Source organism: Janthinobacterium sp. 35, from assembly GCF_002754575.1.
In the GTDB taxonomy this organism is placed as follows: Bacteria; Pseudomonadota; Gammaproteobacteria; order Burkholderiales; family Burkholderiaceae_D; genus Janthinobacterium; species Janthinobacterium tructae.
Genome location: NZ_PEFN01000001.1, coordinates 4709289 through 4723534, shown reverse-complemented (window position 1 = coordinate 4723534; position 14246 = coordinate 4709289). Strand labels below are relative to the sequence as shown.

At 63.0% G+C, this 14246-nt stretch carries 13 protein-coding genes; 7 read left to right on the top strand and 6 right to left on the bottom strand.

Going from position 1 to position 14246, the window contains the following annotated elements:
• Positions 1-4 precede the first annotated feature (4 nt).
• The 3 genes from CLU93_RS21115 to CLU93_RS21105 all read right to left on the bottom strand — a co-directional run bounded on the left by CLU93_RS21115 (position 5) and on the right by CLU93_RS21105 (position 4518).
• Positions 5-1573 (bottom strand): CHASE2 domain-containing protein, encoded by a 1569-nt coding sequence (locus CLU93_RS21115; RefSeq protein WP_099763168.1) that lies wholly within the window; start codon positions 1571-1573, stop codon positions 5-7.
• Between the two features lie 79 nt (positions 1574-1652).
• Positions 1653-2849, bottom strand: coding sequence for a serine hydrolase domain-containing protein (locus CLU93_RS21110; RefSeq protein WP_257225140.1), 1197 nt, complete (start codon positions 2847-2849; stop codon positions 1653-1655).
• Between the two features lie 172 nt (positions 2850-3021).
• The gene (locus tag CLU93_RS21105; protein WP_099763167.1) at positions 3022-4518 is read right to left on the bottom strand and encodes an alginate export family protein; all 1497 of its coding nucleotides are present in this window, start codon (positions 4516-4518) and stop codon (positions 3022-3024) included.
• 213 nt (positions 4519-4731) lie between these two features.
• On the opposite strand from CLU93_RS21105, the gene CLU93_RS21100 reads away from it, so the two are divergent.
• Together CLU93_RS21100 and CLU93_RS21095 are read left to right on the top strand one after the other, a co-directional pair.
• Positions 4732-5874 carry a sigma-54-dependent Fis family transcriptional regulator gene (locus CLU93_RS21100; RefSeq protein WP_099763166.1) on the top strand — a complete coding sequence of 381 codons (1143 nt, stop codon included), beginning with the start codon at positions 4732-4734 and terminating at the stop codon, positions 5872-5874.
• A 143-nt stretch (positions 5875-6017) separates the two neighbouring features.
• On the top strand, positions 6018-7826 hold the full coding sequence (locus CLU93_RS21095; protein WP_099763165.1) for an NAD(P)/FAD-dependent oxidoreductase: 1809 nt from the start codon (positions 6018-6020) through the stop codon (positions 7824-7826).
• Positions 7827-7994: 168 nt separating this feature from the next.
• Here the strand turns inward: CLU93_RS21095 and CLU93_RS21090 are convergent, their stop codons facing one another.
• Positions 7995-8561 (bottom strand): YceI family protein, encoded by a 567-nt coding sequence (locus tag CLU93_RS21090; protein ID WP_096236355.1) that lies wholly within the window; start codon positions 8559-8561, stop codon positions 7995-7997.
• Between the two features lie 26 nt (positions 8562-8587).
• On the opposite strand from CLU93_RS21090, the gene CLU93_RS21085 reads away from it, so the two are divergent.
• From CLU93_RS21085 to CLU93_RS21065, 5 genes are all read left to right on the top strand, one after another.
• Complete coding sequence (locus CLU93_RS21085; protein ID WP_133250801.1) at positions 8588-8851, top strand: hypothetical protein; 264 nt, start codon at positions 8588-8590, stop codon at positions 8849-8851.
• A 231-nt stretch (positions 8852-9082) separates the two neighbouring features.
• Positions 9083-9520 (top strand): YbaN family protein, encoded by a 438-nt coding sequence (locus CLU93_RS21080; protein ID WP_099763163.1) that lies wholly within the window; start codon positions 9083-9085, stop codon positions 9518-9520.
• Positions 9521-9844: 324 nt separating this feature from the next.
• Entirely contained in the window at positions 9845-10654 is an 810-nt protein-coding gene (locus tag CLU93_RS21075) for a methionine ABC transporter ATP-binding protein (RefSeq protein WP_099763162.1), read from the top strand.
• Positions 10647-11321 carry a methionine ABC transporter permease gene (locus CLU93_RS21070; protein ID WP_099763161.1) on the top strand — a complete coding sequence of 225 codons (675 nt, stop codon included), beginning with the start codon at positions 10647-10649 and terminating at the stop codon, positions 11319-11321. Before CLU93_RS21075 ends, CLU93_RS21070 begins: the two co-directional genes overlap by 8 nt.
• Before the next feature lie 32 nt (positions 11322-11353).
• Positions 11354-12181: a MetQ/NlpA family ABC transporter substrate-binding protein gene (locus tag CLU93_RS21065; RefSeq protein WP_099763160.1), complete on the top strand. Its 828-nt coding sequence runs from the start codon at positions 11354-11356 to the stop codon at positions 12179-12181.
• Positions 12182-12404: 223 nt separating this feature from the next.
• On the opposite strand, the gene CLU93_RS21060 is transcribed toward CLU93_RS21065, so the two are convergent.
• Positions 12405-13022: an OmpW/AlkL family protein gene (locus tag CLU93_RS21060; RefSeq protein WP_099763159.1), complete on the bottom strand. Its 618-nt coding sequence runs from the start codon at positions 13020-13022 to the stop codon at positions 12405-12407.
• Between the two features lie 149 nt (positions 13023-13171).
• Positions 13172-14068, bottom strand: a complete 897-nt coding sequence (locus CLU93_RS21055) for a LysR family transcriptional regulator (RefSeq protein ID WP_099763158.1) — start codon at positions 14066-14068, stop codon at positions 13172-13174.
• Positions 14069-14246: the final 178 nt, after the last annotated feature.

The window sequence follows — 14246 nt, the reverse complement described above, 5'->3', positions numbered from 1 at the left end:
TGCGCTAGCTTACGGCAATGATCAACAGCACCACCGCCAGCGGCGCCTGCACCAGCACGATGCCGGGATGCGTGCGGCGCAGCTGGGCCCACACGGACAGACCCGGCACTTCTTCGTGCGGATGGTGGGCTTCGTCGCGCAGCGACATCGCGTGCAGGAACATGCCGGCGATCAGGGGACCGGGGTTGACCCACCAGCCCTGCTCGAGCAAGCCGCGCGACAGGTAGATGGCCAGCGCGCCGATGACAAACGGCGAAGCCCACACCAGCGCCAGCATCAGGCGGATGCCATAGAATTCGAACAGGGTACCAAGACGGTGCAAGCGGCTGAAATCGTGGTCTTCCATGCGCTTGTCGATGGCCAGTTCGGCGCGGCCGTACAGGGTCCAGAGGCCGCCGAACAGGCAGCCCAGCAGCACGCCGATGACGATGTCGGCCACGAACACCGCATATTTATTGACGTCGGCCGTACCGATGCCCAGCGACGTGTGGGCGGCCGCGTGCAGGTGCAGGCCGGCCTGTTCGCCTTCTGCCGTCGTATAGCGGTCGCGCACATCATACGTGCTGCCGATATACACGACGTTCTTGCGTAGTGCATTCGCCGCCACGCCGGCCTGGCCATCGATCAGTTGGACGCGCGTGCGCGTGGGGTTCAGAAATGGCGGCGCCACGGCGGCCGGGTGAAACGGCGCCGTGACGGCGTTCTGCTCCGCCGCATCCTTCGCGTCGCCGTGGATGACGGGTTCGAACGCCCAGCGCGCCAATTCCTTTTCACTGTCCGTGCGCCGCGCCAGCTGGCACACGCGGCCGGCCAGCGCCAGCCCATCCTTTTGCTCGGACAAGGCGGCCGGCATCGGTTGCTGCTGCTCCTGCTCGTCGGCGCCATGCGCCAGTTCGAAAGCCACGGCCGCCAGCACGGGGCTTTTCAGCTCGATGCGCGTGACGGCGCCCATGCGTTCGCGGATCCGCGGGCTGGCGAAGTGAATGCCGGCGGCGCAGCGCGCGCGTATCCACGGCAAGTTCGCGTTCCGGTCCGATTGTTCGGGCAGGATCAGCACCAGTTGCCGGCCGTTCGCGGCCAACTGGTCGAGCAGGCGGTCCAGCGGCCGTTCGCCATCCTTGTGCTGTTCATACACGGCAGGCGCCAGGTCGAGGTCAATGGCCAGCACCTTGCTGCCGCGCGCGGCGGCACTCGCAATCAATTGCTCCAGGCGTGAACGCTCCAGCGGTTCGCGTTCGTCGAAGACTTGTTCGAACGCGGGCTGGTCGATTTCGATGATGCCGGGCCGGTAGGCGGCGCCCGGGTCCTTGCCCCGCTCCAGCAGTTGCCCCTGTTCCGCGCTGGCGCGCAGCATGGCCGCATCGAGCCATTCGAGCACGTGAAAACCTTCCAGCACCAGCATCAGCGCGGCGATCAGGCTGGCGCCGATCACGTGGTGCAGCAGGTGCGTGCCCGTCAGCTTGAAGGCCGAGCCCAGCTGGGCGAGCGGCCACAGCAGGCGCCGCCAGAGCGGCGGGCGCGGTTGATCTGGCGAGCTGGTTTCCACGGTATGCTTCCCTTGCGTGCGTTGCATGAATTATCACTCAAGCAACGAATGATGACGAAAGGATAGTGTATTCCAGTTGTGCCCAGCCCGCCGCACGGCTGGCAGCCTATTTCGGCTTGGCCAGCAACAGCTTGCCCAGCGCTTCGAAGGCCGGCGTGGTGGTCGGGTCATTCGCCGCATTGGCCGCCGTCGGCGTCGACGCAAAACGCACGATCACCATTTCCGCCTTCGGATCGACATAGATACGCTGGCCGTACACGCCGCGCGCCATGTAGGCGCCATGGTCGTTATGCGTGACCCACCACATGTCGCGGTAGCTCCAGCCCTTGAGCAAATCGTAGCCGCCCTTGGCGAACAGCTGCTTGTCGCCGCCGCGGCGGATATCGTCGACAGCCGCCTTGGGCAGTATCTGCTGGCCGTTGTAGCGGCCATCGTTACGCAGCATTTCGCCGAAGCGGGCCAGGTCGCGCAAGCCCGCATTCAAGCCGCCGCCGGCAAACGGCGTACCGGTCGAATCGACCGTCATGTAGGCATCCTGCTCGGCGCCCAGCTTTTGCCAGACGCGCTCGGACAGATAGTCGTTGACGTTCTGCCCCGTGACGCGGGCGATGATCCAGCCCAGCACGTCGGAGTTGACCGTGCGGTAGCCGAACGCCTCGCCGTGCCGGCCTTCGTGCTGCACCGTTTGCAGGTACTCGAAATAGCTGCGCGGCCCCGTGTAATCCTTCGGCTTGGGCAATGGGCTGCCTGCCGCCGCGTGCTGCCACACTTCCGCTTTCGGGTCGGCGTAATCTTCGCTGAATTTCAGGCCCGTGGTCATGTCGAGCACCTGGCGCACGGTGGCGTCGCCAAACGCCGACTTGGCCAGTTCCGGCACATACTCTGCCACTTTCTTGGCCGGATCGAGCTTGCCTTCGGCCACCAGCGCCGCGCCGATGGTGCCCATCACGGACTTCGTCACCGACATGGCGCCATGCTGGCCGCCTTCCTTCAGCACGCCAAGGTAACGCTCATACACGATGCGGCCCCGGTGCAGCACCACGATGCCGTCCGTGTAATTGGCGCCCAGCGACTGCTCCCAGGTCATCGTGTCCTTCGCGCCCAGGGGTGTGAAGCGCAGGCTGTCGATATCCTTGCGCAGCGCGCGTTTCAATGGCACGGGCGCTTTCAAGCCGCGCGCGACTTCCACCGTCGGCATCAGCTGGCGGAAGTGCGACACACTCCAGCGCAGCTGCGGGAAATTGAAATAGCTGCCATCGTCGAAGCGGATGATTTTATCGGCCGGCGGCGGCGCGCCCACCATCCATTGCAAGGCAGCCGGATCGCTGGCGGCCGCTGACAGCGGCGTGGCAGCCACCTTGCTCGTCTCGGCCGCGTGGGCGCCGGCGGCCAGCGCCAGGCAGGCGGCGGCCAGGGCCAGGCGTTTCATGCTGGGGAAATCGTTCATGTGATGCTCTCCTTGATAGACAGAATGCTTAATAGACCCATACGACGTTCGCCAGCCAGCCCGTCCACGTTTTGGCCTGACCATTCACCAGCTGGTTGACGCCCGACTGTGCGAACGAGGCGCTGAAGCCCAGGGTCAGATAGGTATTCGGGTTCACCACGCGCACATACTTGACGAAGACATCGTTGGCCAGCATCGGGCGCAGCACGCCGGCGATCACCACGGGGGCGTCGCCCGGCACGTCGAGGCGCGTGGCCTGGCCGAACTGCAGCGGGCTGCCCATCCGGTTGGCCCGCACCTGGGCCAGGTAGGCGGTCACGGTATCTTTCGGCGTCGGGTGCAGCTCGATGGTGGCCTGCAGCGCGTTCACGTTGGCATTCACGAAAACCCAGGTGGCCTTGCTGCCCGAAGCCCAGGCGCCCGGCGTGCCTTCGAAGAACAGCGGGTCGAAGCGCTCGTTGCGCGCCGTGTGCGGATCGTCGCCTGAAAAACTCTGATAGCCAAGGGTGAACTTCGGTGTCCAGGCCACGTCGGGCAGCGAAAAGCCCCCTTCCGTGCGCCAGCCCCAGCCCCGCATCGGCTCGCGCGTATTCCATTCGCGCGCCGCATCGACGCCGAACCAGCCTTTCGACAACAGAGTTGGCAGCAGGGGAACGCGCGCGTATCCATACACGAACTGCAGATCCTTGCGGCCATCGGGCACGGCCAGCGGCGCGCCGATGCCGCCCGGCGCCGCCTGCGGATACGCGGCATGCGAACGCGGTACCTTGCCATACGCGATGCCGGCCTTGCGGTCGTTCGCGGGCGCGTAGCTGACATCCACGCCGACGACGCGCGTGCCGCTATCGTTGTCGGGGTTTTCATTCGGGTCGAGGTAAAACGCCTGGGCGCTGAACGCATCCTGGCTTATCTTGGCCACTACGGAATTCTGGAAGGCCTTGCGCGGGCCGAGCTTCAGCGCGCCGCGGTCAAAGCCATTCGAGCCGCCATTGGCGATCAGCATGCCCGTGCCCAGCGTGAAATTCTGCGCACCGGCCGACAGGTCGAGCATGGCGCGCGTGCCGCCGAGCGGCATGCGGATGCCGGCGACGAATTCCTCGATCGAGATGCGGCCCGTGTCGCCCGCGCCGAAAGGGTCGTGGCGCAAGGTGCCCGAGCCGACGGCGGACACGCGTGCATACAGCTGCCTGCCGTCGCCGAAATTGCGCTTGAAACCGAGCGCCGGCTTGACATAGAACTCGTACCAGTAGGGCTTGAAATCGAAGTCGGGATTGCGCGCCGGCGTATTCGACAGCTTCCAGAACAGATTGCTCTCGCCGGCCACCTGCACGCCCGCTTCCACGGAACGCGTCATGTGCCAGCTGGCGACTATGGCCGGTTCGACGGCGGCGCGCCGCGCCACCTCTTTTTCCATGCTGCTCTGGCCATCGGGATCGAGCTGGCCGGCGGCGCCGCAGGCGGCGCTCGCTCCCAGCAAGGCCAGCACCATCGCTCTGCGTATCAGGAACATCGCTTGCATTGCCATAGATATCCCTTGCGATAACCGACTGTCAATTTGAGCGGATGTTATCAGAGATGCTCTTTTTTATTGTTGTAAAGCATTCTATTGTGCGGGCCACGCGCTGAGACGATCGTCTCACGCGCGCGCCATGCTGCAACGCAGGATGCGCAGCCCGGCGCTTCGTGCTACAAACGGAAAACCATCCAGACACCAGCAGCAGAGACACCGGAGAGCGCCATGCCCTACGTCCGCCAGACCAGCCATATCGACCGCGTGCGCGACCTGATCGCCGGGCGTATCGTCAACCCAGGGGCCGAGACGGCCAGGCTGGCGTCGTCGTACCGGCGCTCGCTGGACGACTACCGGCTCGACCCCGCCTCCACCACGGGGCCGCGCATCCTGACGGGCGCCGAACTGCGCGCCATCCAGCAATCCGAGGAAGGCTTTCTGCGCTCCACGGGCCAGTGCCTGCCGCGCCTGCACGCCATGGTGCGCGAAGCGGGCTACTGCGTCATTCTGGCCAATGCGCGCGGCGTGACGATCGACTACGTGGTCGACACGGACCAGCGCAAGGATTTCAAGAAGGCGGGCCTGTACCCGGGTTCGTGCTGGTCGGAAGAAGAGGAAGGCACGTGCGGCATCGCCTCCGTGCTGCTCGACCAGGAAGCCATCACCGTGCACAAGAGCGACCATTTCCGCGCCGCCTTCACGGGCCTGACCTGCAGCGCCGCACCGATTTTCTCGCCGCACGGCGACTTGATCGGCGTGCTCGATGCGTCGGCCTTGAACTCGCCCGACGCGCGCGACAGCCAGCGTCTGGTGAAACAACTGGTGCGCCAGGGCGCGACCCTGATCGAGGACGGCTTTTTTCTCAAGTCCTACAGCCATTGCTGCATCCTGCTGGCGCACCGCAACCGCCACTTCGTGGAAGTGCAGCCGGAGATGCTGCTGGCCATCGACGAACATGGCAACGTCGTCGCCGCCAACGGCTGCGCGCGCGACGTCATCGGGGGGCTCGACACCCTGCCGCGCCCCGTCGGCGAGGTACTGGAAGTGCGCGCCGAACGGCTGTTCGACGCGCGCGCGGGACACAATCTGCTGTCGCTGCGCCTGGCCGGCGGCAGCATCTGGCTGCATGTCCGCGTGCGTGCGCCGCTGCGCCAGGCCAGCGCGCGCGTGCGCGCCACACGCGAGGCGCCCGTCGCGGACGGCGTACCGGAATACACGCCGCCGGAGCTGGCCGAGCGCACGCGCATCGTCCACGCCATGAACGCCGCCAAATGGCGCCCGCTGCAGGCGGCCGCCATGCTGGGCGTCTCGCGCGCCACGCTGTACCGGCGCCTCAAGCAGCTGCACATCGTGCCGCCGCACCGCCAGTGAGGCATCCGGCAAGCTGAGATTTCCGTCTCATATTCCGCCATGCTGCGCTGCGAGATGCGGGGCCGGAACGCCAGTGTTACAACATCGTCAGCGGCAACACAGCCGCATCCCATCATAAAGTCAGCAGACTTGGAGGAGACACGATGCAAACCGATAACAACCCGCACGACCTGGCCGTGGCCGGCATCCTGGAGCAGCTCGAAGGCTGTCTTCGCGCCAGCGACGGCACGGGCGCCGCACAGCTGTTCGAACCAGACGGCTACTGGCGCGACCTGGTGCTGTTTACCTGGAACCTGAAAACCCTGGAAGGCCGCGAGCAGATCGCCGCCATGCTGGCCGCCCAGCTGGGCGCCGTGCAGCCCGTTTCGATCCGCATCGCCGACGGCGAACATGCGGTGGAAGCGGGCGGCGTGCTGCAAAGCTGGATCACGGTGGAGACGAACGTGGCGCGCGGCGTGGGCTTCATCCGCATCCGCGACGGCAAGATCTGGACCCTGCTCACCACCATGAGCGAATTGAAGGGTTTTGAAGAAGCCAAGGGCAGCCGGCGGCCCATGGGCGCGGAACACGGCGCGCGCACGGACCGCAGCAGCTGGCTGGAGCAGCGCGAACAGGAAGCAAAGGAACTGGGCTACGCGCGCCAGCCCTATTGCGTCATCATCGGCGGCGGCCAGGGCGGCATCGCGCTCGGTGCGCGGCTGCGCCAGTTGAACGTCCCCACCATCATCATCGAGAAAAATGCGCGTCCCGGCGACAGCTGGCGCAAGCGCTACAAGTCCTTGTGCCTGCACGACCCCGTCTGGTACGACCACATGCCCTACATCCCGTTCCCGGACAACTGGCCCGTCTTCACACCGAAGGACAAGGTCGGCGACTGGCTGGAGATGTACACCAAGGTGATGGAGCTGAACTACTGGGGTTCGACGTCATGCGAATCGGCCAGCTTCGACGCAGCTACCGGCGAGTGGACGGTGCAGGTGCTGCGCGACGGCCAGAGCGTCACCCTGAAACCGAAGCAACTGGTGCTGGCCACGGGGATGTCGGGCAAGGCGAACATGCCGAAGTTCAAGGGCATGGACGTGTTCCAGGGCGAGCAGCAGCACTCGTCGCAGCATCCGGGGCCGGACGCGTATGTGGGCAAGAAGGTGGTGGTGGTCGGCGCGAACAATTCCGCGCACGATATCTGCGCCGCCCTGTGGGAAGCGGGCGTGGACGTGACCATGGTGCAGCGCTCGTCGACGCACATCGTCAAATCCGACTCGCTGATGGACCTGGCGCTGGGCGACCTGTATTCGGAACGGGCGCTGGCGGCCGGCATGACCACAAACAAGGCCGACCTGACGTTCGCCTCGATTCCCTATAAAATCCTGGCCGACTTCCAGAAGCCCGTCTTCAAGGCCATCCGCGAGCGCGATGCGGATTTCTATGCGCGCCTGGAAGAACGGGGCTTCATGCTCGATTTCGGCGACGACGATTCCGGCCTGTTCATGAAATACCTGCGCCGCGGCTCCGGCTACTACATCGACGTGGGCGCTTCCGAGCTGGTCGCCGACGGCAAGATCAAGCTGAAAAGCGGCGTCGGCGTGCAGGAACTGACGGCCCATTCCATCGTGCTGTCCGACGGCACGGAACTGCCGGCCGACCTGGTGGTGTACGCCACCGGCTACGGCTCCATGAACGGCTGGGCGGCCGACCTGATCTCGCCCGAAGTGGCGAACAAGGTGGGCAAGGTGTGGGGCCTCGGGTCAAACACGACGAAGGACCCGGGTCCGTGGGAGGGCGAACAGCGCAATATGTGGAAGCCCACGCAGCAGCAAGCGCTGTGGTTCCACGGCGGTAACCTGCACCAGTCGCGCCACTATTCGCAGTACCTGTCGCTGCAGCTGAAAGCGCGCATGGAAGGTTTGAACACGCCCGTGTATGGACAGCAGGAGGTGCATCACCTGGCGTGATCGTAACCAGCAGGGCGAAAAAAAGCGGCGGACTTTGGCCCGCCGCTTTTTCAATTTCACCCCAAGAGCAAATACTGGGGTCGGACCCGACGGGGGAATGGTACCCAATGGGGAACATTCCAATCACGCAGTGACCGACCCCGGCAGTGCAGATTTTGGGTTTGAAAATTACTGCTTGATCGCTTCGATGGCGAACGTCAAAGTCACATCATCGCTGACAGCTGGCGCATATTTGCCGGCGTTGAATTCCGAGCGCTTGATCTTGGCCGTGGCATTGGCGCCGCAAGCGTCTTTTTTCAGCATCGGGTGCGGTGCGCAGGCGAACGAGGTGACGCTCAGTGTCACTGGCTTGGTCACGCCTTTCAGGGTCAGGTTGCCTTCCACGGAGGCCAGCTTGTCGCCATCGAAATTGAACTTGGTCGATTTGTAGGTGGCGACCGGGTACTTGGCCGTGTCGAGGAAGTCTTCACCCTGGATGTGCGAGTTGAACAGGGTCGAACCCGTATCGACGGACTTGGTGTCGATCAGTACTTCGACGGCGCCCGTCTTGGCGGCGCGGTCCAGCGTGACCTTGCCGGTGGTGTTATTGAAACGGCTTTGCTGCGTCGAGAAACCCATGTGGGTGTACTCGAAACGGGGGAAAGTGTGGCTGCCATCGATGACATAGACTTCAGGCGCGGCAACGGCGGACAGCGAGAAGCCGGCGGCGGCGATAAAAGCGAGCAGTTTTTTCATTGTAGATTCCTGATAGAAAGTGGAGGATGTCAAAACCGCAAGCAGCTGCAGGCGAACGACGCATGCGGCTGATTGTCTGGCTTCAGTTGCAACAGATTATGCATGGCATGAAGATCGATGTAAAACGCAAAATATACCTAGTTAGCATCGATAAAATCGATAATAACAATGATGATGTCCACGACAGCGCCTTCTGCTGCCGATTATTGTCTGCATTGCCAAAAATATCCAGCGTTATCCGGCGCCGCAGTATGCATCAAATGAGAATGATTCTTGTTATTATTCTATAGACTGGGTATCATCGCGGCCTTGGCGCGCATGCAGCGTCGCCTTGATTCATCCATAATAGAGCCAAAAGCAGAGCCGAAAACAGAGCCAAACCCAGAGCAGAAAAACATGACGGCCACCCGCCACACCCGCCACGCTATGCGCACCTTGAACGCCCATCCTGCCGCCTCCCCGCTCCGCAGCCAGGGCCCCACCGCCGGCGCCTTCGCCTGATGCGGGAGCCGCACGCCCGGATGCCACTGCGCGAAGCGCACGGCGTGCGCCTGCGCCGCTGGGCCTGGACCGCTGCCGGCGCCCTGATGGTGCTGCTGGGGATCATCGGCGCCATGCTGCCCGTCATGCCGACGACGATATTCCTGATCCTCGCCCTGGCCTGCTTCAGCCGCGCCTCGCCGCGCCTCGAGCACTGGCTGCTGCAGCATCCCCGCTTCGGCCCGCCGCTGCGCCAGTGGCGCGAACACCGCGCCGTCTCGCGGCGCGGCAAGGCCATGGCTTGCCTGGGCATGGCCATCGGCTTTGTCGCCATGTGCCTGGGCCATCCGCCGTGGTGGGTCATCGCCATGGTGGGCGCCATGGAAATCGCCGTCCTCGTCTACCTGTTGCGGCGGCCCGAAGGCCCTGCCGCCAGCGGAGCAGAATCTGCCCGCGACGAGGGCCATGGCAGGCAGTAAACGGCCGCGCCCACGTCAAAAAAATGCCAAATCAGCCGAACCACACATAAAAGCACCGCGATGCCCACGCAGGGCGCGTCGAACTTTTTACCAGGATGCGGCTCCACTACGCCAGTCCACGCGATTATATTCGGCAAGAGCTCCACTTTTCCGCTTTTCCAACTTAAAAACCGGCGCATAGACATTATTTGCATATTCAAAGCAAGATTCTGTCGTAGGAGTAATAACACGATCGGAGGTATACTACGCAACCGACGTAGCAGGCCGGGCGATTTGGCCCCTGCAAGCAAGCCTGTCACGGTCCAATAAATAAGGAAACACTGCATGACCACACCACCCCGTACGCCGGTGATTCGCATCGATGGCGCGAACAAGACCTTCGCGCTGCCCAAGGGCGAACAATTCCACGCGGTCAAATCGGTCACGCTGGACGTCTATCCCGGTGATATTTTCGGCCTGATCGGCAAGAGCGGCGCCGGCAAATCCACCTTGCTGCGCCTGATTAACCTGCTCGAGCGTCCCGACAGCGGCACCATTACCGTGGCCGGCCGCGAACTGACCCGCCTGGGCAAGAGCGAACTGCGCGACGCGCGCCAGAATATCGGCATGATTTTCCAGCAATTCAACCTGCTGCAAAATGCCAGCGTCTTCGACAACGTCGCCTTCCCCTTGAAAATCCATGGCACCACCAAGGGCGAGCAGATTGCCGCCAGGGTCGAGGAATGCCTGGCGCTCGTCGGCTTGTCCGACAAGCTGCACAGCTATCCGGCGCAATTGTCCGGCGGGCAGAAACAGCGCGTGGCGATTGCGCGCGCCCTGGCCAGCCACCCCGACGTGCTGCTGTGCGACGAGCCGACTTCCGCGCTGGACGCGGAAACCACGCGCGCCCTGCTCGACACCCTGCGCGACATCAATGCGCGCCTTGGCGTGACCATCGTCATCGTCAGCCATGAGCTGTCGGTCCTGGGCGCCATCTGCAACAGGGTCGCCGTCGTGGAAAACGGCGCCATCGCCGAACAATTCGATTTGAGCGACACGGCCACCCCGCGCAAGACGGCGCTGGGACGCGAGCTGGCGTACTACGGCACCGAGGCGTTTGAAGCCACCGCATGGAAGGATGCAACACATGTTTGAAGAATCGATCAATAACGTCGTCAACCTGCTGCCGGAAATCTGGGTCGCGCTGGGCCAGACCATGACCATGCTGGGCATCGGTCTCACGGCCGCGATCCTGATCGGCGGCCCGCTGGGCATTGTGCTGTTCCTCGTCTCGGAAGGCCAGTCGCTGGAAAACCGTCCGCTGTCGACGATTTTGGGCTGGCTGGTAAATACCGTGCGCAGCTTCCCCTTCATCATCTTGCTGGTCGCCCTGACGCCGTTTACGCGCATCATCGCGGGCACCTCCATCGGCCCGCTGGCAGCTGCCGTGCCCCTGTCGTTCGCCGCCATTCCCTACCTGGCGCGCCTGGTGGAACAGAACCTGCGCGAAGTGCCGCGCGGCGTGATCGAGGCGGCGCACGCCATGGGCGCGTCGGAAATACAGATCATTTTCCGCGTGCTGCTGGTCGAAGCGCGCTCCGGCCTGGTGCTGGCCCTGACCGTGCTGTCGATCAGCTTCCTGTCGTATTCGGCCGTGGCCGGTGTGGTGGGCGGCGGCGGCATCGGCGACCTGGCCATCCGCTACGGCTACTACCGCTTCGAGACGGACATCATGGTCGTCACCGTGGCCATCCTGATCGTGCTGGTGCAAACCATCCAGTTCGCCGGCACGCGCATCGCCAAGCGCCTCGACAAACGTTAATTCATCTTCAGTATTTCAGTACAAGGAAAAGCATGAACCATCTTCGCCGCAATCTGCTCCTGGCCGCCGCCAGCCTGGCCTTCGCCACCGCCGCCCACGCCAAGGACCCGAAAGAACTCGTCATCGGCACCAGCTCCGGCCCGTATTCGGACCAGCTGAAGCTGGGCATCAAGCCCATCCTGGAAAAACAGGGCTACAAGGTCAGGATCGTCGAATTCAACGACTACGTGCAACCGAACTACGCGCTGGCCGAAGGCTCGCTCGATGCCAACGTGTTCCAGCACATCGTGTATCTGACCAAGTTCGCCACCGATAACAAGCTGCCACTGAGCTCCCTCATCACCGTGCCGACCATGCCGATCGGCCTGTACGGCGGCAAGCAAAAGTCCCTGGCGGAAGTCAAAAACGGCGCCACCATCACCATGCCGAACGACCCCACCAACCAGGCGCGCGCGCTGGTGATGCTGGCCAAGATGGGCTGGATCAAGCTGAAACCGAACGTCGATCCGCTGCGCGCTTCCGAGCGCGACGTGCTGGAAAACCCGAAGAAGCTGAAACTGGTGCCGCTGGAAGCGGCGCAGCTGCCGCGTTCGCTGGCCGACGCCGACTACGCCTTTGTGAACGGTAACTTCGCCCTGGCCGCCGGCATGAAGCTGACCTCGGCCCTTAGCGTGGAAAAAATCTCGGACAGCTACATCAACCTGGTGGCCATCCGCACGGCCGACAAGGCCAAGCCATGGGTCAAGGACCTGGAAGCGGCTTACCGCTCGCGCGCCTTCCTCGACGCGACGAACAAATACCTGGCCGGCTACGAAAAGACGGACTACCAGTTGGCGCTGGAAAAGACGCTGAAAAAATAAGGCAAAGCGCTGCACGCAAAAAAACGGCCAGGTTCACACCTGGCCGTTTTTTTTGCGCCCGCACTGCGCGGGCATCTTCAATACTTGCAACACCTAACAAAACCGTAGCGAGCGGAAGTAAGTTGTGGTTGAGAAGCGCAACTGTACGAAGGTACGGGGGCGCCGAGCCAGTGAGCATCGCAGACCGCAAATTACGACGCGCAGTAGGTTTTGATAGGTGTCCCTAGAAGCGGTAGCCGACGCCTACACCGATCAGGACAGGATCGATCTTGACTTCGCTGGCCTTGGCGCCACCGACGAAGACGTCGCTGCGGATCTGGACTTTCTTGATGTCGAAGTTCAGCGACCAGTTTTTATCCAGCTTGTAGTCGACGCCAGCTTGCAGCGAGAAGCCCCAGCTGTCATGCTCCAGGCGGCCAGCGCCATTGAGCAGTTTCACGCTCGAAATATTCGTATAGTTCACGCCTGCACCGACGTATGGGCTCAACTGTTTTTCCGGCATGAAGTGGTATTGCAGCGACAAGGTCGGCGGCAAATGCTTGAACGTGCCGATATTTTGGCCACCCAGGGTGACGTCATGCTTTTGCGGATACGTCAGGATCAGCTCGGCAGCGATGTTCGGTGTGAAGAAATACGAAATATCGATTTCAGGAATCGTCTTGCTGCTGACGTGGATCGTGTCCGATGCGCCGACGCCACCAACAGGAGTAGATTTGTTGGCAGGATCGATGTGCACGGCGCGCGCGCGCACCAGCCATGGGCTTTCCTGCGCCATTGCATTACCGGCGAATGCGCCGATGGCGGCCAGGACGATTGCTGCTGCAGTTGCGGACTTCTTCATTCTAGTTCCCTCTTTTTGTCGTTAAGTAACGCTGCGAAGTTTAAGAGTGCAGTGCAACAAAAACTTTGATCCACATCAAATAGTGCTAGATGGCATCACTAGAGGGATTTTTTTCTTTACCAAGGTCAAGAAAATGCGGCATTGCAAAATTAAGCCACCTCGGCGAACAAGCTGGCGAGCCAGTCGGCAAACACGCGCACGCGCGGCGACAATTGCCGCTGATGGGGATACAGCACGGACACGGGCAGCGGGTCGGGACGCATGGCCGACAACACTTCCACCAGCTCACCGGTGGCCAGTGCCTGCTGCAGATGGTAGCGGGGTGCCTGAATCAAGCCCAGGCCCGCGCGGCAGCAGGCGTGATACGCGTCGGCATTGTTGACGGATACGGTGCCCGGCAAGGCCACGCTGTGGCGCTGGCCGTCCACCTTGAAATCGAAGGGCCAGACCTTGCCCGTCTGGGCGGAAAAGAAATTGACGGCGCGGTGGCCATCGAGCTGCGCCAGATTCTCCGGCATGCCGTGCGCGGCCAGGTAGGCGGGGCTGGCGCACGTCAGCTGTTCCAGCAACGCCACGCGGCGCGCCACCATCGACGAGTCGCTCAGTTCGCCCACGCGCAGCACGCAGTCGACGCCTTCGCGCACCAGGTCTACGAGGCGGTCGCCCATGCCGATCTCCAGTTCGATCAGAGGGTAGCGGGCGCAGAACTGGTCCAGCACGGGCAGGACGAAATGCGTGGCCAGGGTCGCGTGCAGGTCGATGCGCAGCTTGCCTGCCGGCTGCTGCATCGCCGAGGAAAACACGGCTTCCGTTTCTTCCAGGTCCGCCAGCAGGCGCGCGCAGCGCTGGTAATACGCCTCGCCATCGGGCGTGGGCGTCACTTGCCGCGTGGTCCGCTGCAGCAGGCGCACGTGCAGCCGCGCTTCGAGTTGCTTGATCGCATGCGTGACGGTCGCCTTCGGGTAGCCGAGGTCATGCGCCGCCTGCGTGAAACTGCGCAGCTCGACGATGCGGGTAAACAGACGCATCGCATCAAATCGGTCCATGCCCCCTCCATTGTTATTGCCTGCTGCACAGTGTAACGATTCGAGCGCCACTTTTCCATATCGGACACTAGCGCTGCTACAAGTTGCCCGCCACGCAATGGCCACTTGCGCCGATGTCACTGGATACCCAACTGGCTACACCGCATACTATTTCCAGTTCGCACATGCGAATGGTAAT

Bases quoted from the DNA above. Each gene is read 5' to 3' on its own strand.
- CLU93_RS21095 (WP_099763165.1), top strand. From the start codon at position 6,018: ATGCAAACCGATAACAACCCGCACGACCTGGCCGTGGCCGGCATCCTG.
- CLU93_RS21085 (WP_133250801.1), top strand. From the start codon at position 8,588: ATGTCAAAACCGCAAGCAGCTGCAGGCGAACGACGCATGCGGCTGATT.
- CLU93_RS21110 (WP_257225140.1), bottom strand. From the start codon at position 2,849: ATGGTGGGCGCGCCGCCGCCGGCCGATAAAATCATCCGCTTCGACGAT.
- CLU93_RS21090 (WP_096236355.1), bottom strand. From the start codon at position 8,561: ATGAAAAAACTGCTCGCTTTTATCGCCGCCGCCGGCTTCTCGCTGTCC.
- CLU93_RS21070 (WP_099763161.1), top strand. From the start codon at position 10,647: ATGTTTGAAGAATCGATCAATAACGTCGTCAACCTGCTGCCGGAAATC.
- CLU93_RS21080 (WP_099763163.1), top strand. From the start codon at position 9,083: ATGCCACTGCGCGAAGCGCACGGCGTGCGCCTGCGCCGCTGGGCCTGG.
- CLU93_RS21075 (WP_099763162.1), top strand. From the start codon at position 9,845: ATGACCACACCACCCCGTACGCCGGTGATTCGCATCGATGGCGCGAAC.
- CLU93_RS21055 (WP_099763158.1), bottom strand. From the start codon at position 14,068: ATGGACCGATTTGATGCGATGCGTCTGTTTACCCGCATCGTCGAGCTG.
- CLU93_RS21060 (WP_099763159.1), bottom strand. From the start codon at position 13,022: ATGAAGAAGTCCGCAACTGCAGCAGCAATCGTCCTGGCCGCCATCGGC.
- CLU93_RS21105 (WP_099763167.1), bottom strand. From the start codon at position 4,518: ATGGCAATGCAAGCGATGTTCCTGATACGCAGAGCGATGGTGCTGGCC.
- CLU93_RS21065 (WP_099763160.1), top strand. From the start codon at position 11,354: ATGAACCATCTTCGCCGCAATCTGCTCCTGGCCGCCGCCAGCCTGGCC.
- CLU93_RS21100 (WP_099763166.1), top strand. From the start codon at position 4,732: ATGCCCTACGTCCGCCAGACCAGCCATATCGACCGCGTGCGCGACCTG.
- CLU93_RS21115 (WP_099763168.1), bottom strand. From the start codon at position 1,573: ATGCAACGCACGCAAGGGAAGCATACCGTGGAAACCAGCTCGCCAGAT.